21 protein-coding genes are annotated in these 23,802 nt (G+C 36.2%); 14 read left to right on the plus strand and 7 right to left on the minus strand.

The genetic code is table 11. The features are described from left to right. Positions 1-45 precede the first annotated feature (45 nt). The 7 genes from thrS to ACFOWM_RS00705 all read left to right on the plus strand — a co-directional run bounded on the left by thrS (position 46) and on the right by ACFOWM_RS00705 (position 7,610). On the plus strand, positions 46-1,983 hold the full coding sequence (gene thrS / locus ACFOWM_RS00675; protein WP_379705606.1) for a threonine--tRNA ligase: 1,938 nt from the start codon (positions 46-48) through the stop codon (positions 1,981-1,983). Between the two features lie 102 nt (positions 1,984-2,085). After that, on the plus strand, positions 2,086-2,742 hold the full coding sequence (gene infC / locus ACFOWM_RS00680) for a translation initiation factor IF-3 (protein WP_379705609.1): 657 nt from the start codon (positions 2,086-2,088) through the stop codon (positions 2,740-2,742). Between the two features lie 73 nt (positions 2,743-2,815). Then, positions 2,816-3,550 (plus strand): 23S rRNA pseudouridine(2604) synthase RluF, encoded by a 735-nt coding sequence (gene rluF, locus ACFOWM_RS00685; protein WP_379705612.1) that lies wholly within the window; start codon positions 2,816-2,818, stop codon positions 3,548-3,550. 144 nt (positions 3,551-3,694) lie between these two features. Next, complete coding sequence (gene rpmI, locus ACFOWM_RS00690) at positions 3,695-3,892, plus strand: 50S ribosomal protein L35 (protein WP_379705615.1); 198 nt, start codon at positions 3,695-3,697, stop codon at positions 3,890-3,892. 61 nt (positions 3,893-3,953) lie between these two features. Beyond that, positions 3,954-4,298, plus strand: a complete 345-nt coding sequence (gene rplT, locus ACFOWM_RS00695) for a 50S ribosomal protein L20 (RefSeq protein ID WP_379705618.1) — start codon at positions 3,954-3,956, stop codon at positions 4,296-4,298. 286 nt (positions 4,299-4,584) lie between these two features. Next, complete coding sequence (locus tag ACFOWM_RS00700) at positions 4,585-6,015, plus strand: arginine decarboxylase (RefSeq protein WP_379705621.1); 1,431 nt, start codon at positions 4,585-4,587, stop codon at positions 6,013-6,015. Between the two features lie 44 nt (positions 6,016-6,059). Continuing rightward, positions 6,060-7,610, plus strand: coding sequence for a cryptochrome/deoxyribodipyrimidine photo-lyase family protein (locus tag ACFOWM_RS00705; RefSeq protein WP_379705623.1), 1,551 nt, complete (start codon positions 6,060-6,062; stop codon positions 7,608-7,610). A gap of 1 nt (position 7,611) precedes the next feature. Here the strand turns inward: ACFOWM_RS00705 and ACFOWM_RS00710 are convergent, their stop codons facing one another. Next, complete coding sequence (locus ACFOWM_RS00710; protein ID WP_379705626.1) at positions 7,612-9,273, minus strand: DUF6029 family protein; 1,662 nt, start codon at positions 9,271-9,273, stop codon at positions 7,612-7,614. A gap of 1 nt (position 9,274) precedes the next feature. After that, the gene (locus ACFOWM_RS00715; RefSeq protein ID WP_379705629.1) at positions 9,275-9,760 is read right to left on the minus strand and encodes a TlpA family protein disulfide reductase; all 486 of its coding nucleotides are present in this window, start codon (positions 9,758-9,760) and stop codon (positions 9,275-9,277) included. 159 nt (positions 9,761-9,919) lie between these two features. On the opposite strand from ACFOWM_RS00715, the gene ACFOWM_RS00720 reads away from it, so the two are divergent. Continuing rightward, a complete protein-coding gene (locus ACFOWM_RS00720; RefSeq protein ID WP_379705632.1) occupies positions 9,920-11,008 on the plus strand; it encodes an Omp28-related outer membrane protein in 1,089 nt (362 codons plus the stop codon). Between the two features lie 76 nt (positions 11,009-11,084). On the opposite strand, the gene ychF is transcribed toward ACFOWM_RS00720, so the two are convergent. After that, positions 11,085-12,182 carry a redox-regulated ATPase YchF gene (gene ychF / locus ACFOWM_RS00725; RefSeq protein ID WP_379705635.1) on the minus strand — a complete coding sequence of 366 codons (1,098 nt, stop codon included), beginning with the start codon at positions 12,180-12,182 and terminating at the stop codon, positions 11,085-11,087. Positions 12,183-12,417: 235 nt separating this feature from the next. On the opposite strand from ychF, the gene ACFOWM_RS00730 reads away from it, so the two are divergent. After that, complete coding sequence (locus tag ACFOWM_RS00730) at positions 12,418-13,821, plus strand: nucleoside recognition domain-containing protein (RefSeq protein WP_379705638.1); 1,404 nt, start codon at positions 12,418-12,420, stop codon at positions 13,819-13,821. Here the strand turns inward: ACFOWM_RS00730 and ACFOWM_RS00735 are convergent. Beyond that, a complete protein-coding gene (locus tag ACFOWM_RS00735) occupies positions 13,803-15,062 on the minus strand; it encodes a serine hydrolase domain-containing protein (RefSeq protein WP_379705640.1) in 1,260 nt (419 codons plus the stop codon). The genes ACFOWM_RS00730 and ACFOWM_RS00735 overlap by 19 nt on opposite strands. 91 nt (positions 15,063-15,153) lie before the next feature. Here ACFOWM_RS00735 and serA point away from each other — a divergent pair, with 91 nt between their 5' ends. The 3 genes from serA (at position 15,154) to ACFOWM_RS00750 (ending at position 18,473) form a co-directional block, all read left to right on the plus strand. After that, on the plus strand, positions 15,154-16,395 hold the full coding sequence (gene serA, locus ACFOWM_RS00740; RefSeq protein WP_379705643.1) for a phosphoglycerate dehydrogenase: 1,242 nt from the start codon (positions 15,154-15,156) through the stop codon (positions 16,393-16,395). 63 nt (positions 16,396-16,458) lie between these two features. Next, positions 16,459-17,736 carry an NAD(P)/FAD-dependent oxidoreductase gene (locus tag ACFOWM_RS00745; protein WP_379705646.1) on the plus strand — a complete coding sequence of 426 codons (1,278 nt, stop codon included), beginning with the start codon at positions 16,459-16,461 and terminating at the stop codon, positions 17,734-17,736. A gap of 20 nt (positions 17,737-17,756) precedes the next feature. Continuing rightward, positions 17,757-18,473, plus strand: a complete 717-nt coding sequence (locus tag ACFOWM_RS00750) for a YqjF family protein (RefSeq protein ID WP_379705648.1) — start codon at positions 17,757-17,759, stop codon at positions 18,471-18,473. Here ACFOWM_RS00750 and ACFOWM_RS00755 read toward each other — a convergent pair. From ACFOWM_RS00755 to ACFOWM_RS00765, 3 genes are read right to left on the minus strand one after another with little or no spacing between them, the layout of a single operon-like run. Continuing rightward, on the minus strand, positions 18,465-20,474 hold the full coding sequence (locus tag ACFOWM_RS00755) for a glycoside hydrolase family 2 protein (RefSeq protein WP_379705651.1): 2,010 nt from the start codon (positions 20,472-20,474) through the stop codon (positions 18,465-18,467). The genes ACFOWM_RS00750 and ACFOWM_RS00755 overlap by 9 nt on opposite strands. After that, the gene (locus ACFOWM_RS00760) at positions 20,455-21,183 is read right to left on the minus strand and encodes a copper homeostasis protein CutC (protein ID WP_379705653.1); all 729 of its coding nucleotides are present in this window, start codon (positions 21,181-21,183) and stop codon (positions 20,455-20,457) included. The genes ACFOWM_RS00755 and ACFOWM_RS00760 overlap by 20 nt, the downstream gene beginning before the upstream one ends. A gap of 6 nt (positions 21,184-21,189) precedes the next feature. Further along, positions 21,190-22,203 carry a N(4)-(beta-N-acetylglucosaminyl)-L-asparaginase gene (locus ACFOWM_RS00765; RefSeq protein WP_379705656.1) on the minus strand — a complete coding sequence of 338 codons (1,014 nt, stop codon included), beginning with the start codon at positions 22,201-22,203 and terminating at the stop codon, positions 21,190-21,192. Positions 22,204-22,351: 148 nt separating this feature from the next. Here ACFOWM_RS00765 and ACFOWM_RS00770 point away from each other — a divergent pair, with 148 nt between their 5' ends. Next, positions 22,352-22,957, plus strand: a complete 606-nt coding sequence (locus ACFOWM_RS00770; RefSeq protein WP_379705659.1) for a TetR/AcrR family transcriptional regulator — start codon at positions 22,352-22,354, stop codon at positions 22,955-22,957. A gap of 60 nt (positions 22,958-23,017) precedes the next feature. Next, positions 23,018-23,779, plus strand: coding sequence for a hypothetical protein (locus tag ACFOWM_RS00775; RefSeq protein WP_379705661.1), 762 nt, complete (start codon positions 23,018-23,020; stop codon positions 23,777-23,779). The last annotated feature ends 23 nt before the right edge of the window (positions 23,780-23,802 follow it).

Consider the following 23,802-nt stretch of genomic DNA (forward strand, 5'->3'; position numbering starts at 1 on the left):
TCGTTAAATTTGTACTTCTTATAAATGTTTTGAAGTTTACAAACAATGATGATTAAAATTACATTGCCTGATGGTTCTGTTAGAGAATTTGAAAAAGGCGTAACTGCTATGGGTGTTGCAAAATCCATTAGCGAAGGACTGGCCAAAAAAGTATTGGCAGCTAGCGTAAATGACCAAGTTTGGGATGCTACCCGTGCTATCGAAACGGATGCTACTTTAAAATTATTAACCTGGGACGATGCCGATGCTAAATCAACCTTTCGCCACTCTACAGCGCATTTAATGGCCGAGGCAGTGCAAAGTATGTTTCCTAAAGTAAAATTTTGGGTGGGGCCTGCTGTTGAAAATGGTTTTTATTATGATATGGATTTAGGCGATGCAACCCTTACTGAAGAGCACTTGGTTCAACTTGAAAAGAAGATGGCCGAGTTAGCTAAAAAGAACAGCAGCTTCGACAGAAAACCTATAAGCAAACAAGATGCTATTAACTATTTCACTGAAAAAGGTGATGAGTATAAATTAGACCTTTTAAGCAACCTTGCTGATGGTGAAATTACATTTTATACCCAAGGCGATTTTACTGATTTGTGCCGTGGGCCACATATCCCTAATACTTCATTTATAAAAGCAGTGAAGTTAATGAGTGTGGCTGGTGCTTATTGGAAAGGCGATGAAAAAAACAAACAACTTACCAGAGTATACGGTACATCTTTCCCTAACCAAAAAGAGTTAGATGAGTATTTGTTGATGTTAGAAGAAGCTAAAAAACGTGACCACCGCAAGTTGGGTAAAGAGTTGGGCATTTTTACTATGGATGATGATGTTGGGCAAGGTTTGCCATTATGGTTACCAAACGGTACCATCATTATTGAAGAGTTAGAAAAGTTAGCGAAAGAAACAGAAAATGCAGCAGGTTACAAAAGGGTAGTTACACCTCATATTGCTAAAGAAAGCATGTATTTAACCAGTGGGCATTTACCTTATTATGCAGATAGTATGTTTCCGCCAATGGAGTTAGATGGTACCAAGTACTATCTAAAGGCAATGAACTGTCCGCATCACCACAAAATTTTTGATGCTGAACCAAAAAGTTATAAAGATTTACCTTTCCGTATTGCTGAATATGGTACTTGTTACCGTTATGAGCAAAGTGGTGAATTGTTTGGTTTAATGAGGGTGCGTTGTTTGCACATGAACGATGCTCATATTTATTGTAACAAAGAGCAGTTTGCACAAGAGTTTCGTGCAGTTAACGAAATGTACATCAAGTATTTCAACATATTTGGGGTAGATAAATACGTAATGCGCCTTAGTTTACACGATCCTGAAAAGTTAGGTCAAAAATATGTAAACGAACCAACGCTATGGGCAGAAACCGAAACAATGGTTCGCAACGCTTTAATTGAACTCAACATACCATACGTTGAAGTAAAAGATGAAGCGGCATTTTACGGCCCAAAAATTGACGTACAAATTTGGAGTGCCATTGGTAGAGAGTTTACATTGGCTACGAATCAGGTAGATTTTAATAGTGGAAATAAATTCAAATTATCGTTTACTAATAAAGACAATTCACCTGAAGTACCTTTAATTATTCACAGAGCGCCTTTGGGTACACATGAGCGTTTTATTGGTTTCTTATTAGAGCACTATGCTGGTAAATTCCCAACTTGGTTGGCACCATTACAAGTGAAAATTTTGCCTATCAGCGATAAGTTTATGGATTATGCCCATGAAGTGTTGGCAAAACTTAAAAAAGCAGATATTCGTGCAGAAATTGACGATAGAAACGAAAAAATTGGTAAAAAAATTAGAGATACTGAATTGTCGAGAGTACCGTATATGCTGGTGTTTGGTGAAAAAGAAATTGCTTCAAATGCAGTAGCAGTACGTAGGCAAGGTAAAGGTGATATTGGTGTGCAAGATATTGATACCTTTGTGGAAGCCCTCGTTGCAGAAATAAAAGAACGTAGAGGCGAATAATTTTTGTAATTTTAATATGTTTTTAAGGCAGATCATTCATTTAAAAATAAAATAGTTGCAATACGCTACGAACTGCCGGTGGCAAATTGCAATACAAAACAAATGGCATTTCCTCCAAGACCGCCCCGTGGAGCGTTTAATCCGCGGTTTAAAAAAGAGCAACAGCAAGAGCATCGTACCAACCATATGATCAAATCGCCAGAAGTGCGTTTGGTTGGTGAAAACATTGAGCCTGGTATTTTTTCTTTATCAGCAGCCAATGCCATCGCTCAAGAGTTAGGGTTAGATTTGGTTGAAATTTCTCCAGGCGCTAATCCTCCAGTTTGTAGGGTTATCGACTACAACAAGTTTTTGTACGAAGAAAAGAAGAAGAAAAAGGAAATGAAAGCGAAAGCCAAAACCAGTGAGGTGAAGGAAATTCGTTTTACGCCCAATACCGACGATCATGACTTCGACTTTAAAGTAAAACATGCCGAAAAGTTCTTAGAAGATGGTAACAAAGTAAAAGCACACGTTCAATTTAAAGGTCGTGCTATCATGTTTAAAGAAAGAGGTGAATTGCTTTTATTGAAATTTGCTGATGCATTAAAAGATGTAAGTGCTTTAGAAGGATTACCAAAATTAGAAGGTAAACGTATGCAGGTGATGTTAGCACCACGTATTGTGAAAAAGAAATCAGGTAACGAGCTAGGTAAATTACATAAAGAAAAACCAGCTGATGCTACACCAGCCCCCCAAGCTGATGCCAGCGCTGAATAAATAATTTCTTAAAAAAATTATCATAGAGTTGCCTCTTTTATTTGAGGCAACTTTTTTTATAAATACCCTTTTTATGGATGTTAGTTTAAATAAATATATAAGCGATACCGGCTTTTGTAGCAGAAGAGCTGCTGATAAATATATTGAAGAATGTAGGGTAACCATAAATGGTAAAGATGCTGATAAGGGCAACAGAGTAAAACCCGGCGATGTAGTAAAAATTGATGGTGAACCATTGAAAAAGAAAACAGCCCCGGTGTACCTTATGCTCAACAAACCCAAAGGCGTTACCTGCACTACTGATGTAAAAGATAAAACCAACATTGTTGACTTTGTTAATCATAAAACAAGGATATTTCCTATTGGTAGGCTTGATAAATTGTCTGAAGGCTTAATTTTTTTAACCAACGATGGTGACATCGTCAATAAAATATTGAGAGCAGGTAATGGTCATGAAAAAGAATACATAGTTACCACTGATAAAAAAATTGATTTCGAATTTGTAAACGCCATGCGTAATGGTGTTAAAATTTTAGGCACTATCACTAAACCTTGTTTTGTAAAACAAGAAGGAGAAAACCGTTTCAAAATAATTTTAACCCAAGGTTTAAACAGGCAAATACGACGCATGTGTGAGGTATTAGGCTTTAAGGTAACATCGCTCAAACGAGTAAGAATTATGAGTTTTACTACCAAAGGTATTGAGCCCGGTAAGTGGCGGTATTTTACGCCAAATGAAATTGATACTCTTAATGAGCTACTTAAAAACAGTAAAAAAACAGCAGGTGAAGAGGGTATGGGTGAATAAATTTGAAATGTATGCGTACTTTTTAAATAATTTCCTTACTTTTGCACTCCGAAAAGAGCAATCTTTTTAGACATTTCCCACAAGGCTCCATAAGTGTTCGTCTGTTCGAACCGCCAGCAGGGAGTAACATTAATAAGTTATATAATGCCAAAGGTAAAAACAAACAGCAGCGCAAAAAAGCGCTTTAAAGTTACCGGTACAGGTAAAATTACTTTCCAAAAGGCTTTCAAACGCCACATTCTTACCAAAAAATCTACCAAACGCAAACGTGCAATGCGTAAAGATGGTGTAGTTGATTCAACCAACTTACACTTTGTAAGAAGATTGCTTGGAATGAAATAAACCAGTTGCCCAAGCAATTAAAGCAGGGTAAATCAACCATTAACTTTAAAAAAAATTAAATATGCCACGTTCAGTAAATGCAGTAGCCAGCAGGGCACGCAGAAAAAGAATTTTAAAAGCCGCTAAAGGATATTACGGCAAACGTAAAAATGTATATACCGTTGCGAAAAACGTAATGGAAAAAGGCCTTACTTACAGCTATGTAGGCCGTAAATTAAAGAAAAGAGAATACCGTACTTTATGGATTGCTCGTATTAACGCAGCCGTAAGAGCAGAAGGTATTACTTACAGCGAATTCATACACAAATTAACTGAAAAGAAAATCGACTTAAACCGTAAGGTATTAGCTGATTTAGCTATGAACGAGCCAGAAGCTTTTAAGCGTTTGGTAGAATCAGTAAAATAGTGTTACAAAATCATATACAAAAAGCCATCTTACTTAAGATGGCTTTTTTATTTTTCACCAACTTGATATAGTACCTTTACAATGCAAATTTTTGAATTGTTATGTGGCCACTCATCATCTTCTTGTTACTGTTTTCAACAGCCTTGGCAGTAGTATTAATTAAAATCATTATTTACTACAACAAAAAATAACCTCAGCTACAGTTATTTTTTATTGAATACACGTAAAACCATCACTATAAATTATATTTGCGCAGCAAAAAATAAAAACTGCAGCCTCAAAGCCGATGAATAATTCTTATGACAGTCTTGTACAGCAAACCTTTAATTTTCCACAAGAAGGGTTTAAGCTTCACAACGATCATCTGCAATACAATGATTTAGACATTAAAGCATTGATTGATAAATATGGTACGCCTTTAAAATTAACCTATTTACCTAAAATAGGTATGCAAATAAACAGGGCGAAAGATATGTTTGCCAATGCCTTTAAAAAGCATAAGTATGAAGGACAATACAATTATTGTTACTGTACCAAAAGTTCACACTTTAGTTTTATTGTTGAGGAAGCATTAAAACATAATATTCATTTAGAAACTTCGTATGCGTACGATATTGATATCATTAACGCATTGTACAAAAAGAAGAAAATTACGAAGGATACTCATATTGTTTGCAACGGTTTTAAGCAAAAAAATTATACTAGCAGAATTGCAAAATTGATTAATGATGGGTTTAAAAATGTAATTCCTGTTTTAGATAATAAAGAAGAGCTCAATATGTATAAGCGTAACATACGCACTGGTGAGCCTTTTAAATTAGGTATTCGTATCGCCGCTGAGGAAGAGCCTAGTTTTCCATTTTATACTTCACGTTTGGGTATGAAAGCTAAGGATGTATTAGGTTTTTATGTTGATGAAATTGAAGGGTACGAAGATAAATTTCAACTAAAAATGCTGCACATCTTCCTTAATAAAGGTATTAAAGATGATGTGTATTATTGGAGTGAATTACAAAAGAGTATCACACTTTATTGCCAGTTAAAAAAGATTTGTCCTGAGTTAGATTCTATTAATATTGGTGGTGGTTTCCCTATTAAACACTCATTGGGTTTTGAATATGATTACCAATTCATGATCAATGAAATTGTAGGCAACATTAAAAATGCTTGTAAAAAAGCCAAAGTTCAAATGCCAAATATTTATACTGAATTTGGCAGCTTTACAGTAGGTGAAAGCATGGCACATATTTACAGCGTTATTGGCGAAAAAGTACAGAATGATAGAGAAACTTGGTACATGATTGACTCATCATTCATCACCACTTTGCCCGATACTTGGGGTATTGGTGAAAAGTTTTTGATGCTGCCTATCAACAAATGGAAAAACGAATACCAACGAGTAGTATTGGGTGGTATTACCTGCGATGGGCATGATTATTACGATTCAGAAGAACACATCAACGAAGTGTTTTTGCCAAAAGTAAAAACTACCAATGAAGATGATTTAGAAAGTAATAAAGAACCTTTGTATGTAGGCTTTTTTCATACAGGTGCATATCAAGATCAAATTAGTGGTTACGGTGGTATAAAACATTGCTTAATACCTTCTCCTAAACATATTATTGTTGAGAAAGATAAAAATGGTAAACTCATTGATTGGGTATATGCCAAAGAACAATCATCGCAAAGTATGTTGAAAATATTGGGGTATCAATAACAGCCTTTCGGTGAAAACCAATGGCTTCAAAATAGTAGGTGTACATGATGGAGGAAATTGCTACTACAAAGCCAACAATTAATGTGGTTTGGTTTAAACGTGATCTACGTTTTACCGACCATGCACCTTTATTGGCGGCGCAACAACAAGGTTTACCTGTTTTATTATTGTATTGTTTTGAGCCATCAATAATGGCCTATTGCGACAGTGATGTTAGGCATTGGCGCTTTGTATACGAAGCTGTTTTGGTATTACAGCAAAAGTTGCAATACAAGCAAACATCATTATATGTGGCACACCAAGAAGTGCACAGTATGTTCGATATTGTTTTAGCACACTTTAACATAACAACTGTTTTTTCACATCAAGAAATTGGGAATAAAGCTACCTATGATAGAGATATTGCCATGCAGCAATATTTTAAACAACACAACATCGTTTGGAAAGAATATGCAACCAATGGTATTGTTCGTCGCTTAAAAAGTAGGAAAAATTGGCAAGCAAAATGGCACCAAACCATGGAAGCGCCACCAGCCATGATTGATGAAAATGCTTTGCAATTAGTTACTTTACCCATTGCAATTGAGCAACAGCTTTTACCAATACCGCTACCACCAACTATTACAACCCCCGATAATAATTTTCAACAAGGTGGTGAAACCCTTGCATGGCGCTATTTAGATAGTTTTTTAAAAAGTCGTTATATAAATTACAGTAAGCACATTTCAAAACCGGCATTGAGTAGAAAGAGTTGTAGCAGGCTTTCACCCTACCTTACATATGGCAATATTAGTATGCGTATGGTTTACCAATATACCATGCAACATTACCAAAAGGCTGATAATAAAAGGGCTTTGTCAAACTTTATATCGAGGCTACATTGGCATTGCCACTTTATACAAAAGTTTGAAGATGAATGTGGTATTGAATTTGAAAGTGTAAATACTGCTTACAAAAATTTAGAACAGCCCATTAATGAAGCTTTTATTGCGGCATGGGAAGCCGGACAAACAGGCTACCCGTTGGTAGATGCTTGTATGCGTTGTTTAGTGGCTACAGGTTACATTAATTTTAGAATGAGGGCCATGGTAGTATCGTTCTTTACCTTCAACTTATGGCAGCCTTGGCAGCGATGTAGCAGGTTTTTAGCAAAGCAGTTTTTAGATTATGAACCTGGTATTCATTACCCACAATTGCAAATGCAAGCAGGTGTTACCGGTATTAATACCATCAGAATTTATAACCCTATTAAAAATAGCGAAACCCATGATGCAGATGCTGTGTTTATAAAACAATGGGTGCCTGAATTAGCTTTAGTGCCTTCAAATGTAATACACATGCCTTGGCAACTTACTTTACTTGAACAACAGCAATACCAATGCGTTATAGGTAAAGATTATCCTGCACCAATTGTTGATGAAGGCATTAGCAGAAAAAAAGCCAGTGATATTATTTGGGGCCTAAAAAATAGTGCCGCTTCAAAAGCAGCAGGAGAGCAGGTTTTAGCCAAACATACCCAACCCAAAGCACCTAAGCCTATCAAAAAACAACAATCTACAAAGCCTAAAGTACAGCAAGGTAGTTTACCCTTATAAGTTAAAAGCTGTAGTTAATACTGAGGTTTAACCCTGCACTCTCTGGTACAAACCTACATACACCACCCACACAAATTAACCCACCTCTTTGTCTGCCATAACTCGTTTGTGCCCTAATGGCATTCTTTTTAAAAACAACACCTGCATTATAAAAATGTATTTGTTTGTTTACATCATCATTACCGTAATTATATAAATCAACACCAAAAATGCTCCACTGCGAATTAAAATTATATTCTAACACCATTGCAGCCCAGTTTTTGAAACTTGCGTTCGCCCATTGGTGTTGCACTTCCCAACGAATGGAGCGTCCTTTTTTGAATTTAAATGTATTGTCGAGCACCACTGTTTGAGCATTTACATCACCCACGGTTTCTTCAACATAACGATTGTTATAGTATTGATTTAAATATGTGAAAACGGTTGTCCAATTTTTTGTAAGTTGTTTTCTTATTTCAATACTTGCTTCATGATAATATTTTTGTCCAACCCCTGCTAAATCAGCTTTGTACTTACGATTTAAAGCATCGTACCGTCCTTTTAATCCATGCCATTGTGCAACATTAATGGCTAGGTTGGTGCCATATTTTCCTCCTAAATCACTGTCTTTTTTAAACTTATAAAATATATCAAATTGGCCACCAATTTCACCGGCTTTGTTTCTGTTAGGTTCAAAGCTGATGTTGGGTTGGGCTGCATAAACATAAATATTGGTTAAGCTATAATCATATTGCTTGGTAAGTGAAGGGGTAAAGTTTACAAAGCCTTCATTAAAGGCATTGCCTTGTAAATTTCGTTGCGAATAAAGACCAAAATTTTCTAATCGGCGAAAAGTGGCATTAATACCGAGTCCTTTTTTGGAGTAGCCAATGTTTAATAAATACGCATCACCATCAAATTGTAAATCGTTGCGAATGTTACCAAATTCCACTAACGCATCAGCCGATTTAAATGCGTATTCAGCATCTATTGTAAAACCTTTAATGGCATAGCTTCCCCTTATAGATGTTAAGTAGGTACTGTTGTTTACAGCGGTATTGGTTGGTAGTTTTTCATATCTGTTTACGTAACTACCTCCAATATTGTAGGTTGCTTTTTTACTTCTAAATAAATTACTCAACAAAAGTTCACCATTAAAGCCAGCAATAGTGCCATTGGTATAATCAAATGCCAAACCGTTGCGCTGCTTGCCATACAAGGCTGTAACATTGATATATGGCGTTGGTTGGTATTTTATTTTGCCACCCACAATGGAGTTGGCAATACCGAGTTGTCTGTCTTCCCAAGTACGAAGTACCAAGCCACTACCAAATTGTTCATAAAAATGCCCTACAGTAATATCTACGCCAATGCTATCATTTTTATAATTGAGGTAATAGTTGCCTAAGCCAGCATCTTTAAAATTGGGACTATAATTCAACAATGCTTTAGGCACATACGATTCTACTTGTACGCCAGCGGTAAAATTTTTTAAAGTGTAATCGAGTCGTAAATAAGCGTTGGCTCTTACCCTGTTGGCAGTTTCAAACGATTCAAGCTTTACTTTATCATCATCAATATACCAAGCACTGTTATTTTCAAAGCCGCCTGAAAGTTGTGCCAGTAATGTGTTTGAGAAAGTAATACTGCATAAAAATGTGAGTAGTGTATATTTTGATAGCATATTATTGGTTGTTACGAATAATGGTAAAAAGTTCATCTTCATCGCCAGGAACATAGCCAGAATGTTTGTAAATGATGGTGCCATTTTTTACAACAATGGTGTACGGAATGTTCATGATGTTGAGTTGGCGTTTAAGGGCTTGATTTTTATCGTGTAAAATTTCAAACGACCAATTTTTACCATTTACCAAGGGTTGTATACGCTTCGCTGTTCTACTATCATCTTCAGCAATGGCGTAAAGTTCAAACTGTAATGCTTTTTTTAAATCTGCATACTGATCATTAATAGTGGTTAATTCATTGATACATGGTACACACCAAGTGGCCCAAAATGATATAATAATCGGTTTGTTACGGATGCTTTCAAATTGACTGCTATTAAAAGTGTCACCGTTTAAATTTACCAAATCAACCTTTGGTAAGGTTTGGCTCTTTGCTGCAGCAAAAAAACTTATTACTATTAAGGCGGTTATAAAAAATTGCTTCATATTAAAATATTATTGATACGTAAACCCTTTCTGGTATTGTTTATACGGACATGTTACCATTGCCTTACAATTAATATTATTTTTTGTAAGGTTGTTAAAAAGCTTGCGTAGTTATCGATTGTTGAAAGTGTAAACATTCAAAAAAATAACATCAAGCATATGAGAAAATTACTTTACCTAACGGCTGTTGTATTATTAGGGGCACTTTTTTCGTGCACAAAAATCGAATCTGATTTTTCAGAGCCAGTGCAAGATTATATTACTGTTAAACCAAGTGCTTTTAATGTACTTAAAGACACAGAATTAAGTTTTTTGGTAGTAAATGCAAAAAATGAAAATGTTACCAGTCAGGCAAAATTGTTCGTTAACGGTACCCTTGTAAATGGTACTACTTATAATTTTGACCAAGTTGGCACGTTTGCCGTATATGCAACTTTAGGAAGTTTAAATGCACCTGTTGTTACCATTACGGTAAGTGCAGCACCGCCAACCGGTGGTGGAGGAACCGGCGGTGGTGGCACTGGTGGTGGCGGCACAGGTAGCGGTAATAATTTTGTGCACAAAGTATTGGTAGAAGAGTACTCTGGAACATGGTGTGGTAATTGCCCAAGAATATTGTATGGGGTAGATTTATTGAAACAACAAACCAATAAAGCCATTGTAGTTGGCACACATTTGTTTGGTAATGATCCGTTCATTAATAATTATGGAAATAGTTTGGCCGCTAGTCAAAATGTAGGGGGCGTACCTACGGGTATTATTAACAGAACAAGTGGCTGGAACGGCCCACAATATGAAAATGTAAATCAGGTAATTGGTGCCATACAACCATTTTCATTTGCTGGCATCGCCATTAATTCTACTGCTAATGGTGGGGTAATTACCGCTAATATAAAAGTAAATTATTCGCAATCAATAGGTGCTAGTGCTAAGCTAACCGTGTATGTTGTAGAAGATGATTTATATTTTTCTCAAAGAAATTATTCTTCGAATTTATATGGTGGACAAGCAGTGATACCCAACTTTAGGTACGATGGTGTGTTACGAGCCATTTTAACAGCCACCACTGGCGATGCTATTGCAGCATCAGGTATTGATAATGATAAAACGTATTCCATTACAATCGCTAATAATATCGGTAACATAAACAATGCTCGTATTGTTGCTTTTGTTACCAATGCTAATGGAAATGTGGTAAATGTACAATCAGCCAAAGTGGGTGAAGTAAAAGCATTTGAACCGGTGTAGTTTTATAGTCGCTATTTTTAAAAACAAAAAAGTCGATTACTAATAATCGACTTTTTGTTTTTAATGTAACTATGTGTTAAACGTTAAACCTAAAGTGCATTACATCACCATCATTCACAACGTACTCTTTACCTTCAATTCTTAATTTGCCTTGCTCTCTACAAGCAGCTTCTGAACCTAAGGTAATAAAATCATTGTAGCCAATAACCTCCGCTTTAATAAAACCTTTTTCAAAATCAGTATGTATAACACTAGCAGCTTGGGGTGCCTTCCAACCTTTGTGAATGGTCCATGCTCTTACCTCTTGTACGCCTGCAGTAAAGTAGGTACTTAAGTTGAGTAATTTATAAGTACTGTGAATCAAACGATCAAGCGCAGGTTCGGTCATTTTATATTCTTCCATAAACATGGCTTTATCATCTGCATCTTCAAACTCCGCAATTTGAGCTTCTACGGCATTGGTCATAACAATAACCTCATTGCCTTCATTTTTTACCGCTTCAATTAAAGCAGCAGAATATTTATTGCCGGTGTGCATAGAAGCCTCATCAACATTCGCTACATACAATACAGGTTTATCTGTCAATAAAAATAAATCAGCAATAGCAACTTTTTCTTCTTTAGATAATCCTAAGGTTACAATATTTTTGCCTTGCTCAAGGTGTGCTTTACATTTCAATAAAACGTCTAACTCAGCTTTAGCTTTTGTATCTGTTTTAGCTAATTTTTCGGTACGTTGTAATTTTTTGTCAACGCTTTCTAAATCTTTTAACTGAAGTTCTGTTTCAATAATTTCTTTATCACCTACAGGGTTTATAGCGCCTTCTTCTCTTAAAATATTATCATCTTCAAAACAACGAATCACTTGTATAATGGCATCAACCTCTCTAATATTGGCTAAAAATTTATTTCCTAAGCCTTCACCTTTACTTGCTCCACGTACCAAGCCTGCAATATCTACAATTTCTATTTGGGTGGGTACCACTCGTTCAGGATTTACCAATGATGCCAATTTATCTAAACGAGCATCTGGCACATTTACCAAACCTGTGTTTGGTTCAATTGTACAAAAACGGTAGTTACTTGCTTGTGCTTTAGCACTGTTACTAACCGCATTAAATAAAGTTGATTTGCCCACATTTGGTAAACCTACAATTCCTGCTTTTAAAGCCATTTTATTATTTTTTCGATTGTGATGGTTTAAAAATTACTTTTTTTAAACGGCTGCAAAGGTAAGGTTTACAGCGTACTTTTAAAGCGGTTGTTTAAGCAATTTTTGCTTGTAATAGCAACTAAATTATGGTATCATAAAATGGAAATGCAGCACAATCATTTTATTAATGAGATTAAAATACTAATTTTCCAACCGAGTATTACATTGGTTTACAACATCTTTAAATAGTTACAATATGGCTTTGAGTAGAATTTGGTCTGCTTTTATCATTATAGCGATTTCAGTTGCATTGGTAAAAATGGTATGCTTTACAGAAAACAACAAAGCCATATTTACCCAAATGGTTACAGGTAAAGCCAATGATACTATCAAACTAAGAACAACTGATTCTATTCAAGTAAATGCTTTGTTGGTACAAAAGCTGAACACCCAAAAGGTTGATACAACTGATGGTATTCTTACTACCAAAATTGCTAATGCACAATATTTACAGTTTAAAATTCAAACGGCAGATGGTGTTGTAACAACTTGTACCAATGCAGTGAATATTTGTTTGGGGTTGATTGGGTTGTTGGTGCTTTTTATGGGCTTTTTGGCCATTGCTGAAAAAGCAGGCGGTATTAATTTGTTGAGCCGATTAATTGGCCCATTTTTTACAAAAATTTTTCCCGATGTGCCGAAAGGGCATCCTGCTATTGGACATATGATGATGAACTTTTCGGCCAATTTATTGGGGTTAGATAATGCCGCAACACCCTTTGGGTTAAAAGCGATGGAAAGTTTACAAACATTAAACGCTGATAAAGAAAGGGCTAGCAATGCACAAATTATGTTTTTGTGTTTGCATGCTAGTGGCTTAACCCTTATACCCATAAGCATTATTGCATTAAGGGCTTCAGCAAAAGCTGCCAATCCGTTAGACATATTTATACCTTGTATGATCGCAACATTTGTAGCCACCATGGCAGCTATGTTGATCGTGTCATTTAAACAAAAAATTAATGTGTTGCAACCTGTTATTATTTTGTGGGTTGGAGGTATTACAGCAGTGATTGCCCTGTTGTTGGTCTATTTAAAATCACTTAGTGGCGAAGGTTTACAAAGTTTTTCCGGATTGCTCAGTAATGGCTTGATATTGTTTGTTTTTATAGCCATTGTATTAGGCGGCTTGTATAAAAAAATTGATGTGTTCGATGCGTTTATTGATGGTGCCAAGGGTGGTTTTGAAACTGCTGTTCGTATTATACCTTACTTAGTGGGTATGTTGGTGGCTATTGCATTGTTACGCACCAGCGGTACTTTTGATGCCATTATCAATGGTTTTAAATATTGTTTTGCAGCCATAGGTGCAGATACCCGATTTGTAGATGGCTTACCCACCGCATTAGTAAAACCCTTTAGTGGTGGTGCGGCAAGAGGTATGATGGTAGATACCATGAAAACTTACGGTGCTGATTCTTTCGCAGGCAGGTTAGCTTGCATATTGCAAGGCTCATCTGACACTACTTTTTATGTGATTGCGGTATACTTCGGTTCCATCATGGTAAAAAATACCCGTTACGCCATTGGTGCCATGTTGTTGGCAGATTTGGTGGGTATTATTACCGCTATCGCCTTGTGTTACTTCTTTTTTGGATAAACTTTTTTGCTTGATTTTGAAGCGACTGTATCTACCATATTTGTAGTGGCGGCACTTTCGTTTTCTTCTACATCTGTATCAAAAAAATGATTAAAAATATTCGCCAATAATTTGGCTTTATACACATTACGGGTAAAACGATTGCTAATGACAATGATGGTAGCATTTTCCTTAATTAATCGTATAAAAGAGGCGTTATTACCATGCCACCAACCATTATGAAAAATTATTTTTTTACCATCATCATAATTATTCATGCGCCAACCTAAGCCGTAGTTTTTAATACCTGCTTTTTCATTACTGTAAGGTTCATAAGCCATTTGAATGTACGTTGCTGGTAAAAACTGTGTGTCTCTTAAAACCTTATCCCACATTAATAAATCTTTTGGCGTACTATAAATATTTTTATCGCCGTACACTTCATCTAAATTATTATCGGGTATTTCACGGCCTTTCCAATCAAATGTTTTTGATCGTATTTTGCCATCATTGGTAAAGTGTACAAAACTGTGTTGCATACCTATTGCATCAAATATTTGTTGCTGTATAAATTGAGGGTAGGTTTGGCCACTTACTTTTTCAATTAACAAAGCAAGCAGGGCATAATTGGTGTTACAATAGGTAAAATGTTTATTAGCCGGAGCAATATTTTTAATACTATCTTTTTTCTGTATGAGCCAATTGAGAACATCATTGTTATGTATCAATGAATCTTTGGGCCAACCCAAATCTTCCATAAAATAAAGATAATTAGGTAAGCCGCTGCGGTGGTTTAATAAACTTTTGATGGTAACACCTTCATAATTAAATGCCGGAAAGTATTTGCTAAAAAGATCGTTGATGTTTAATTGTTGTTGTTGCTGCAACTTCAGCACAGCCATAGCGGTAAATGTTTTTGATACCGATGCTATGTGTAATGGGGTGCTATCAGTAATAGGTACTTTATCGTCTAAATTAATACTGCCTTTATATTTTTCAAAAATGATGTTACCATCTTTAGCTACAATCATGCCCCCATTAAAACCGCTTTTATTAAGCATGCTATCATAAAATAAGTTGCACTTGTATTGTAAAGCTTGCTTTTCTGCCGTACTAATGGGCAGTGGCGCTTGTAAAGTATAATGTGGGGTTGTGGTTGATGCAGTTTTTGAATCGGCATTATTGTGGTGTTGATTGCAACCCACTGCAACCAATGCTGCAACCGTGTAGCCTATTGTTATTTTTTTTAAGGTAGAAAGCATTTTTTAAATAAAATCTAATAATTTGATTGATACGAAATGCTTATGTAAAAAACGCTTCGTAAAAAGATATATTTGTGCAAAATAAGGTTTTATGGCAGTAGTTAAAAAAACAACGAGTTATCCGAAAGAAAAAATCAATATACTTTTTTTAGAAAATATTAGTGATGCAGCCGTGCAACAGTTTTCAAATGCAGGTTATACTTCTATAAAAAAGTTGAACGGTGCTATTAGCGAAGCCGAATTAATTAAAGAAATTAAGAACGTTCATATTTTAGGTATACGTAGTAAAACAAATATTACAGCAGCTGTATTGCAAGCTGCTACTAAGTTACAAGCCATTGGTTGTTTTTGTATTGGGGTTAACCAAGTTGATGTGGAAGCTGCTGCCCAACATGGTGTTGCCGTGTTTAATGCACCATATAGTAATACACGTAGTGTGGCTGAGTTGGTATTGGGTGCATCCATTATGCTCATCAGAAAAATTGTTGATAAAAATAAAGCTGCACATGAAGGAAAATGGATGAAAGATGCCACCGGTAGCCATGAGTTACGAGGTAAAACCATTGGTATTATAGGTTATGGTAATATTGGGAGCCAAGTGAGTGTATTGGCCGAAGCCTTAGGCATGAAAGTATTGTTTTATGATAGCGAAACAAAATTGCCACTTGGTAACGCAGCGGATAGTAAATCGTTGAAAGAGTTATTGCAGAAGGCTGATATCGTTACGTTGCATGTACCCGAAATTGCCTCCACACAACACCTTATTAATAAAACTACCTTAGCGCATTGTAAACAAGGTGCCATCATCATCAACTATGCAAGGGGTACGGTGGTCGATTTAAAAGCATTAGCGAAAGCCATTGAAAGCGGAAAAATAGGTGGGGCAGCAGTGGATGTTTTTCCGATAGAACCCGAAAAAAATGGTGATAGTTTTACCACACCGTTACAACATTTACCCAATGTTATTTTAACGCCACATATTGGCGGTAGTACACAAGAAGCCCAAAGTAATATTGGGATTGATGTCAGTACCAAACTTTTTAATTTTCTTGAAAAAGGCATCAGCACAGGCTCTCACAGTATTCCTGCACTGGCATTGCCTCCGCAAGAAGGTGCTCACCGAATACTTCATATTCACAACAATGTACCGGGTGTGTTAAGTAGCATCAATACATTATTAAGTAAAAATAACATCAATATTCTTGGTCAATACCTCAAAACCAACGATGGCACAGGTTATGTTGTGTTAGATGTTGATAAAAACATCAGCAAAAATGCAATCGAACTTTTAAGAAGTGTAAAAGGAACCCGAAAAGTCCGTATGCTTTATTAGTATTCTGAATTTTCAAAAATAATTGAAAGTTTTGTATCTTTGCTGAAATAAAAAGCTTCTTAAATGAAATTAGTAATAATAGGAGGTGGATTTGGGGGCTTGCGTTTAGCCCGTTCACTCAGCAATAAAGCAGGTTTCGATATTACATTAATTGATCGTTTTAATTACCATCAATTTCAACCACTATTTTACCAAGTAGCTACGGCTGGTTTAGATGCCAGCAATATTTCTTTTCCGCTACGTAAAGTTTTTCATAATAGTAAAAATGTTCATTTTAGAATGGCAGAAGTTACCGCCATTCACCACAATCAAAATAAAGTAGCTACCGATATTGGTGATTTTGAATATGATCAATTGGTTATTGCCACAGGTGCCGATACCAACTTTTTTGGAAACGAACAAATGGCTGCGAATGCCATGCCTATGAAAAGTACGGTTGAAGCAATTCAACTGAGGCACCGTATGTTGAAAAATTTTGAAGATGCCACTGCAACCACCGACCCCGAAGAGTTACAACGCCTCATGAACATAGTGGTAGTTGGGGGCGGACCAACAGGGGTTGAGTTAAGCGGTGCCATTGCTGATATGCGGAGGTTTGTATTGCCGAAAGATTACCCTGACCTTGATTTCAGTAAAATGAACATTATTTTGTTGGAAGGTTCTACTAAAACATTGGCTGCAATGAGTGAAAAAAGCAGTCAACAATCCCAACAATATTTAGAGAAGTTAGGCGTAAAAGTTACGACCAACGCCATCTTAACATCATACGACGGTAAAGTGGCTACACTTAAAGATGGAACCACCATACCTACCGCACTGGTTATTTGGGCTGCAGGTATAAAAGGTAACATTATACCCGGTTTAAATGAAACCATTATTGCTAAAGGCAACCGTTTAAAAGTAAATGAATACTGCAAAGTACAAGGGTTTGAAAATATTTATGCTATTGGTGATGTGGCATATATGGAAGCTGATGCGGCATACCCTAATGGTCACCCACAGGTGGCGCCAGTTGCTATTCAACAAGCAGATATGTTGGTGAATAATTTAAAATGGTTGCAAATGAAAAGCAATAACGATCGTATGATTGCTTTTGAATACAACGATAAGGGTGCCATGGCTACGGTAGGCCGTAAATTGGCCGTAGTAGATGTACCTAAACCTAAAATTCATTTTGGTGGATTGTTAGCTTGGTTGGTTTGGATGTTTTTACACTTGATGTTGATATTGGGTGTTAAAAATAGGTTGTCGGTTTTCTTTAATTGGTTTTATAATTATTTTACTAAAGATCAAAACCTCCGCCTCATTTTTAAAGTAAATTATAAAGAACGAAATAAATAAATCGTAATAAATCAAATTTGATGGGTAAGCATTTTTTGACGGCAGAGTGGAACAATTTGATCATGGCTAATTATACAATTGATCCGGCTATTTTACAGCCCTTTGTACCCAAGCATACGGAACTCGATTTTTATGAGGGTAAATGCTATGTAAGCCTTATTGGGTTTATGTTTGAAAAGGTAAAGTTATTAGGCTTTACCATACCCTTTCATGTAAATTTTGAAGAAATAAACCTTCGTTTTTATGTGCGTAAAAAAGACGGTGATACGTGGAAAAGAGGAGCCGTTTTTATAAAAGAAATTGTACCTAAACATGCCATTACTTTGGTGGCCAATGCCTTGTACCGAGAAAAATATGTAACCTTACCTACCAAACATTTTTTTACAAAAGATGCTGCACAAATACACCTTGGCTATCATTGGAAATTTAAAAAACAATGGTTCAAATTAGAAGCGACCACCAACGCCAACGCTGTGCCGATGTTACCCGGTAGTAAAGAAGAATTTATTGCAGAACATTATTGGGGCTATTCAAAATACAGCGATACTACTACATTTGAATATGGTGTTACCCACCCAACATGGTTGGTACACGAAGTAAACAATTATACCATTGATGTTGATTTTGAACAATTATACGGACCCTCATTCGCCTATCTTAACAATGCTATACCCGATACTGTTTTTATGGCACAAGGTTCACCCATTGGTATACTGCATAAAAACAACTTACGGTAAGGCGATCGCTTTTTGTATATCATAAAACGAAGTGTAGCGTAACTTTCGCAACATTTTTTTAGTGATGTTATGGTTGGTTATGTAAATAGTTTTTGTTTCACCAGCTGCAATATCAATATAGTTATCGCTTAAATAATGGCTGTATTTTCCAAAATCAAGCTGAAGGTATTTCACCAAAGTATGACTCGTTATTTGGATACAACCATCTTCATTTAAGTTGAATTGTAACTTCGGTTGTTGTAATATGATATGTTTGGGTGCAACACTATCTGTAACCAACAATTCACCATCACTGTAAGCATTTTTTACGGCATAATAAGCGGCTTTGGGTGTATTGCCATACTCAATAATACTCCAACTCGTTACTGGCCAACAATCATTGAGTTGCCATAACAAAGTACCCATATTATAAGGTTGTTTATTTTTATGGGTAATGATGCTGTTTTTTAAAATATAATATTGTAAACATTGGGTTACATAACTATACTGCTCCAAATTAAGTTTGTATAATAAAGTTGTATCAAAAAAATAATTGTTTAGATAATAGTGCAACTTCATAAAACCATTATTGGCTTTTTGATGGGCATTCATCGTATTGCTGCCAATAAACCTATCGTTACTTGCTGTATAGTTTTTTATGCTGTTATAGCTAGGCATGGCTTGCATACCATATTCGCTTACAAACCTACCCGTTTTGGTTTTAAAAGCTTCCCAACCTTGTAAGCCCCACCACAAGCCCCAGTAATGGCTATCGCCATTGTTATAGCTATTGTTATTACCCCAGCCATATTGTGGTGAAGTACTAATGTAAGGTCGCTTACCATCATACAATTGTACCCAAGCTTTTAAACTGTCTTGAAAAAGCGTTTTGTAATCGTTCCAAATTTTAATTGAATCTGCACCATGAATATTGAATTGGTTTTGCCAACCCCATTGGTGCCAAGCTTCATCAATTTCATTATTACCGCACCAAACTACAATACAAGGGTGTTTTTTTAAACGGCTGATTTGTTGTTGTACTTCAACTTTTACATTGCTTAAAAAATCAGCATCAGCAGGGTACATGGCGTTACCAAACATAAAATCTTGCCACACCATTATACCAATACTATCACATAAATCATAAAACAAATCAGCTTCATAAATACCGCCACCCCAAACCCGTAGCATATTCATGTGAGCATTTTTGGCTTGTATTAATAGACTTCTATATTCGTTTGCAGTAGTGGCATGTGGAAAAATATTAGCAGGTATCCAATTAGAACCCTGAATGTAAATGGGTTGATTATTTTTTGTAAAATAAAATGAAGTACCAATGCTATCTTTTGTTTGTTGCAGCAATGCAGCAGGACCAGGGTTTACATCATTCTCTTTTGGTATTTCATTGAATTCGATATGAATGGGTTTCCATATACCAGCATTGATAAACGTTGGACCCCAATCCCACCCAAATTGATAGGCTGCTTTACGTACATACACTCGGTTATTATCAGTCAAAACCAGTGGCAGCTTTGCTTTTGCAATGCTATCAGTAATTTTTTGGGCAGCCCTAAAATGTATAATAAGTTCGTTGTTACCGCTTACCCATTGTTGAATAGGGAAACGCCAACTTCTAAACATATTGTTGGTTTGTGCTATTATATGATTGTTGAGGTAAATAGTAGCGTAGGTATCAAGTCCTTCACACAACAAGCTAATTTGTTGTTGCGCTAATTGTTGTGTGGTGAGAGTAAAGTTGGTTTTGTACACCCAATCAGCGCTATCTATCCATGCTAATTGCAAATGATTGGTACCGTAAAACGGATCTTCGATTATTTTATTTTTGTATAAATCAGTGTATACGGAGCCGGGCACTGTGGCATTATGCCAAACATTATCAGTAGCCTTTTTAAATTGCCATGCTTTGTTTAAGGTAATGGTTTGTTGCGCCTGCAAAGTTGGTTGCACAAACAAGCTTATAAAAAATAGGAGTAGTAAATATTTACAACGATGCTGTATCATTTTTTAAAAGCTGTTGCATTTGGGTTATTTCATGTGCATCAATGCCTGTTGTAAGCAATTGCTCATTCATTAAAGTATTTTGGTATTGCATGTTTGATACAAACATTTTTCTGGCACTGCTATGAAATTCAGTAGCACCAGTAATGGTTTTAATTTGTGCAATATTATTGGCCCTTACACCACTGCCCGGCATAATAATGATGCGATTGTTTGCTTGGGTCACCAACCATGTTAAAGCATCAATACCTTCCATAGCTGTTGGTCTACCGCCAGATGTTAATATTCTTTCAAACCCACAATCAATAATGGCTTCCAATGCGGTTGATGGGTCAGCAACCCTATCAAATGCTCGGTGAAAGGTAACACTCATAGGGTAGGCCAGTGCTACCAATGCGCTACAAATCGATTGATTGATATGTCCATCGGCTTGTAACACACCCAGCACCACACCATCACATCCTGCATTTTTACAAAGTAAGATGTCACTTTTCATTACAGCCAATTCATCAGCTGTGTATAAAAAATCGCCACCTCTTGGTCTAATGATAGGGAAGAGGTCGATACTCAATAAGCGTCTTGCTTGTTTTATAAAACCAGCACTTGGTGTAGTACCACCTTCGCCAGGGTTAGCACACAATTCAATTCTATCAGCACCTGCAGCTTGTGCTATTGTACAACTTTCTATATTAAACGCAATGGTTTCTAACATACCTATTTAAATTAAATGCTTTGCAGCAATAATGCGGTTTTCTGTATTGGTTTTTATGCTGTATACAAACCCTTTTTGTATGGCATAAGCACCATGTTCTCCTTTTTTGTTCATGGCTAAAAAACCTACTTGTAATGTTTTTGCTTTGGCTTTATCCCTATTTACAATACGTTCAACCGCTTTTTTACAAGCCATTTCCGGGCTATAACCTTGTCGCATAAACTCTACCACCAAATGCGTTCCGCAAATACGTATTACTTCTTCGCCTGTACCGCTGCTAGTGGCAGCACCTACTTCATTGTCAACAAATAAACCAGCGCCAATAACAGGGGAGTCGCCTACACGACCATGTATTTTAAATGCCATACCACTAGTGGTTACAGCACCACTTAAATTGCCAGTTGCATCCATTGCTACCAGTCCCATAGTATCATGGTTGGGTGTGCCATCATTAAAAAAAGTAGGGGCAAACGGACCTCCAAATGTTTTTTTAGGTTGATTTTCTATATTAATTACAGGTTTGTATTTACCCTCTTTCAACCAATTATTATACGCATCGGTAGCTTCTTTTGATAATACAGCAGGCTCTTTTGTAAAACCATTTTCAAGCGCAAACTGTTGAGCACCGTTACCTACCAACAGTACATGAGGGGTTAGTTCCATAACTTTACGTGCTACTGAAATAGGATGTTTTATTTGCTCTAAACCAGCAACCGCACCACAGTTGGCATGTTCATCCATAATGCAGGCATCTAACGTTACAATCCCATCACGGTCAGGGTAACCACCTAAGCCCACACAGCAGTTTATCTCATTTTCTATTGATATGGCACCTGCTTCAACCGCATCAACCGATTTACCACCTGTACCTAAAATTTTCCATGCAGCAGCATTTACCGCCATACCACTATCCCAAGTAGATATTACAATTGGTTTATTAACTGCCGCTGTAGGTACTTGCTTAAACGACAATGCTGATAAACCTAACGAACTTAATTTTAAAAATTGCTTACGATTCATTTCACTCTTTTGAATATTAAAGATATTGAAAGCATTGTGTATAAAATCTAATCACTGCACTTATCTTATTGGTGTAATAAATGACATGCTAAGAAAATTTATTTTTTAATTATGAACATTGTTCATTATTTTTGTAATCATGGCTAAAATGGTACATACAAAAAAAGATAAGTATGATGTAAGCGACCTTATTTTGCAAGCAGCAAAAAAGTTGTTTGTTGAAAATGGCGTAGCGCAAACTACCATCAGAAGTATTGCCACTGCCATTGGTTACAGTGTAGGCACAGTGTATGTTTATTTTAAAGATAAGGATGCCATATTACATGCTCTGCACATACAAGGTTTTACCCAACTAGGGGCTCAGTTTGCAGTTTTAACGAAAGTTACCGAGCCCATGGAAAGATTAAAAGCAATGGGTAGAATTTACATAGACTTTGCCTTGCAAAACCCCGATATGTATGATTTAATGTTCAACCTTAAAGCACCCATTTCATTTGTGCATGATACGGCCAATAAAGATTGGAAAGAAGGTGCCTCTACGTTTAATGCATTAAAAAGTTGTGTGACAGATTGTGTAAAAGCAGGTTATTTTAAAGGTGGAGAGGTAGATGCTTTGTCGTTTATGATTTGGAGTACCGTACATGGTATGTGTAGTTTGCAAATAAGCGAACGCTCTGGTAGTGTGCAATTAAAAAACGCATCTACCATTTTAAAAAGGGCTTTTGATGCATTCACTCACATCATCGATCCATAATATATTTTTAAAAAATGTAATGAACATTGTTCATTTTTAATTAACATCAACACCATCATCATGAAATCATTTATCACCCAACTTAAAAATGTAAACGAACCGCTATTTTATTTTGGTTGTATTTGCGCCTGCAGTGCTGTTTTGTTTTTGATACTTACACAAATAACCCATGTTAAGGTATTGCAAGTAAATGCCTGGTATAAGCCATTTAAGTTTGCGGTATCCATTGCCATTTATGTATTTACCATGGCTTGGTATATTCAGTACCTACCACAATTTAATACCAAACTTTTTAGTTGGAGTGTTATTGTACTATTGGGGTTTGAAATTGTTTACATTGCTATTCAGGCAGCTAGGGGGCAACAATCACACTTTAATATTTCAAATGGTTGGTATAGTTTATTGTATGTGTTAATGGCCGTAGCAGCATCATTGGTAAGCCTTTACACGGCATTCATCGCTTGGTTGTTTTTTGTAGCCCCTTTGTATGATTTACCTAGCTATTATTTGTGGGCCATTCGTTTAGCCTTGTTGTTATTTGTAATTTTTTCTTTTCAAGGTTTTTTAATGGGCAGCAGGTTGTCGCATACCATTGGTGGGGCCGATGGTAGCGAAGGTATCGCCATACTTAACTGGAGTAAAACCTTGGGCGATGCTCGAGTAGCTCATTTTATTGGTATGCATGCTCTGCAAGTTTTGCCTTTACTTGCCTATTATGTATTGCGTAATACCTACTTAACTTTTATAATGGCTATTTTATATGCGGCTTTGGCTTTTTTTACTTTGATACAAGCCTTACAGGGTAAGCCATTTATAAAATGATCAACATCAGTTATAGCGCCCCA

The sequence above is a fragment of the Ferruginibacter yonginensis genome (assembly GCF_042651465.1).
GTDB classification, from domain to species: Bacteria; Bacteroidota; Bacteroidia; order Chitinophagales; family Chitinophagaceae; genus Ferruginibacter; species Ferruginibacter yonginensis.

What these genes read in the sequence shown, in the direction of transcription:
- thrS (WP_379705606.1), top strand. Translation starts at nt 46, where the DNA reads ATGATGATTAAAATTACATTGCCTGATGGTTCTGTTAGAGAATTTGAA.
- infC (WP_379705609.1), top strand. Translation starts at nt 2,086, where the DNA reads ATGGCATTTCCTCCAAGACCGCCCCGTGGAGCGTTTAATCCGCGGTTT.
- rluF (WP_379705612.1), top strand. Translation starts at nt 2,816, where the DNA reads ATGGATGTTAGTTTAAATAAATATATAAGCGATACCGGCTTTTGTAGC.
- rpmI (WP_379705615.1), top strand. Translation starts at nt 3,695, where the DNA reads ATGCCAAAGGTAAAAACAAACAGCAGCGCAAAAAAGCGCTTTAAAGTT.
- rplT (WP_379705618.1), top strand. Translation starts at nt 3,954, where the DNA reads ATGCCACGTTCAGTAAATGCAGTAGCCAGCAGGGCACGCAGAAAAAGA.
- ACFOWM_RS00700 (WP_379705621.1), top strand. Translation starts at nt 4,585, where the DNA reads ATGAATAATTCTTATGACAGTCTTGTACAGCAAACCTTTAATTTTCCA.
- ACFOWM_RS00705 (WP_379705623.1), top strand. Translation starts at nt 6,060, where the DNA reads ATGATGGAGGAAATTGCTACTACAAAGCCAACAATTAATGTGGTTTGG.
- ACFOWM_RS00710 (WP_379705626.1), bottom strand. Translation starts at nt 9,273, where the DNA reads ATGCTATCAAAATATACACTACTCACATTTTTATGCAGTATTACTTTC.
- ACFOWM_RS00715 (WP_379705629.1), bottom strand. Translation starts at nt 9,760, where the DNA reads ATGAAGCAATTTTTTATAACCGCCTTAATAGTAATAAGTTTTTTTGCT.
- ACFOWM_RS00720 (WP_379705632.1), top strand. Translation starts at nt 9,920, where the DNA reads ATGAGAAAATTACTTTACCTAACGGCTGTTGTATTATTAGGGGCACTT.
- ychF (WP_379705635.1), bottom strand. Translation starts at nt 12,182, where the DNA reads ATGGCTTTAAAAGCAGGAATTGTAGGTTTACCAAATGTGGGCAAATCA.
- ACFOWM_RS00730 (WP_379705638.1), top strand. Translation starts at nt 12,418, where the DNA reads ATGGCTTTGAGTAGAATTTGGTCTGCTTTTATCATTATAGCGATTTCA.
- ACFOWM_RS00735 (WP_379705640.1), bottom strand. Translation starts at nt 15,062, where the DNA reads ATGCTTTCTACCTTAAAAAAAATAACAATAGGCTACACGGTTGCAGCA.
- serA (WP_379705643.1), top strand. Translation starts at nt 15,154, where the DNA reads ATGGCAGTAGTTAAAAAAACAACGAGTTATCCGAAAGAAAAAATCAAT.
- ACFOWM_RS00745 (WP_379705646.1), top strand. Translation starts at nt 16,459, where the DNA reads ATGAAATTAGTAATAATAGGAGGTGGATTTGGGGGCTTGCGTTTAGCC.
- ACFOWM_RS00750 (WP_379705648.1), top strand. Translation starts at nt 17,757, where the DNA reads ATGGGTAAGCATTTTTTGACGGCAGAGTGGAACAATTTGATCATGGCT.
- ACFOWM_RS00755 (WP_379705651.1), bottom strand. Translation starts at nt 20,474, where the DNA reads ATGATACAGCATCGTTGTAAATATTTACTACTCCTATTTTTTATAAGC.
- ACFOWM_RS00760 (WP_379705653.1), bottom strand. Translation starts at nt 21,183, where the DNA reads ATGTTAGAAACCATTGCGTTTAATATAGAAAGTTGTACAATAGCACAA.
- ACFOWM_RS00765 (WP_379705656.1), bottom strand. Translation starts at nt 22,203, where the DNA reads ATGAATCGTAAGCAATTTTTAAAATTAAGTTCGTTAGGTTTATCAGCA.
- ACFOWM_RS00770 (WP_379705659.1), top strand. Translation starts at nt 22,352, where the DNA reads ATGGTACATACAAAAAAAGATAAGTATGATGTAAGCGACCTTATTTTG.
- ACFOWM_RS00775 (WP_379705661.1), top strand. Translation starts at nt 23,018, where the DNA reads ATGAAATCATTTATCACCCAACTTAAAAATGTAAACGAACCGCTATTT.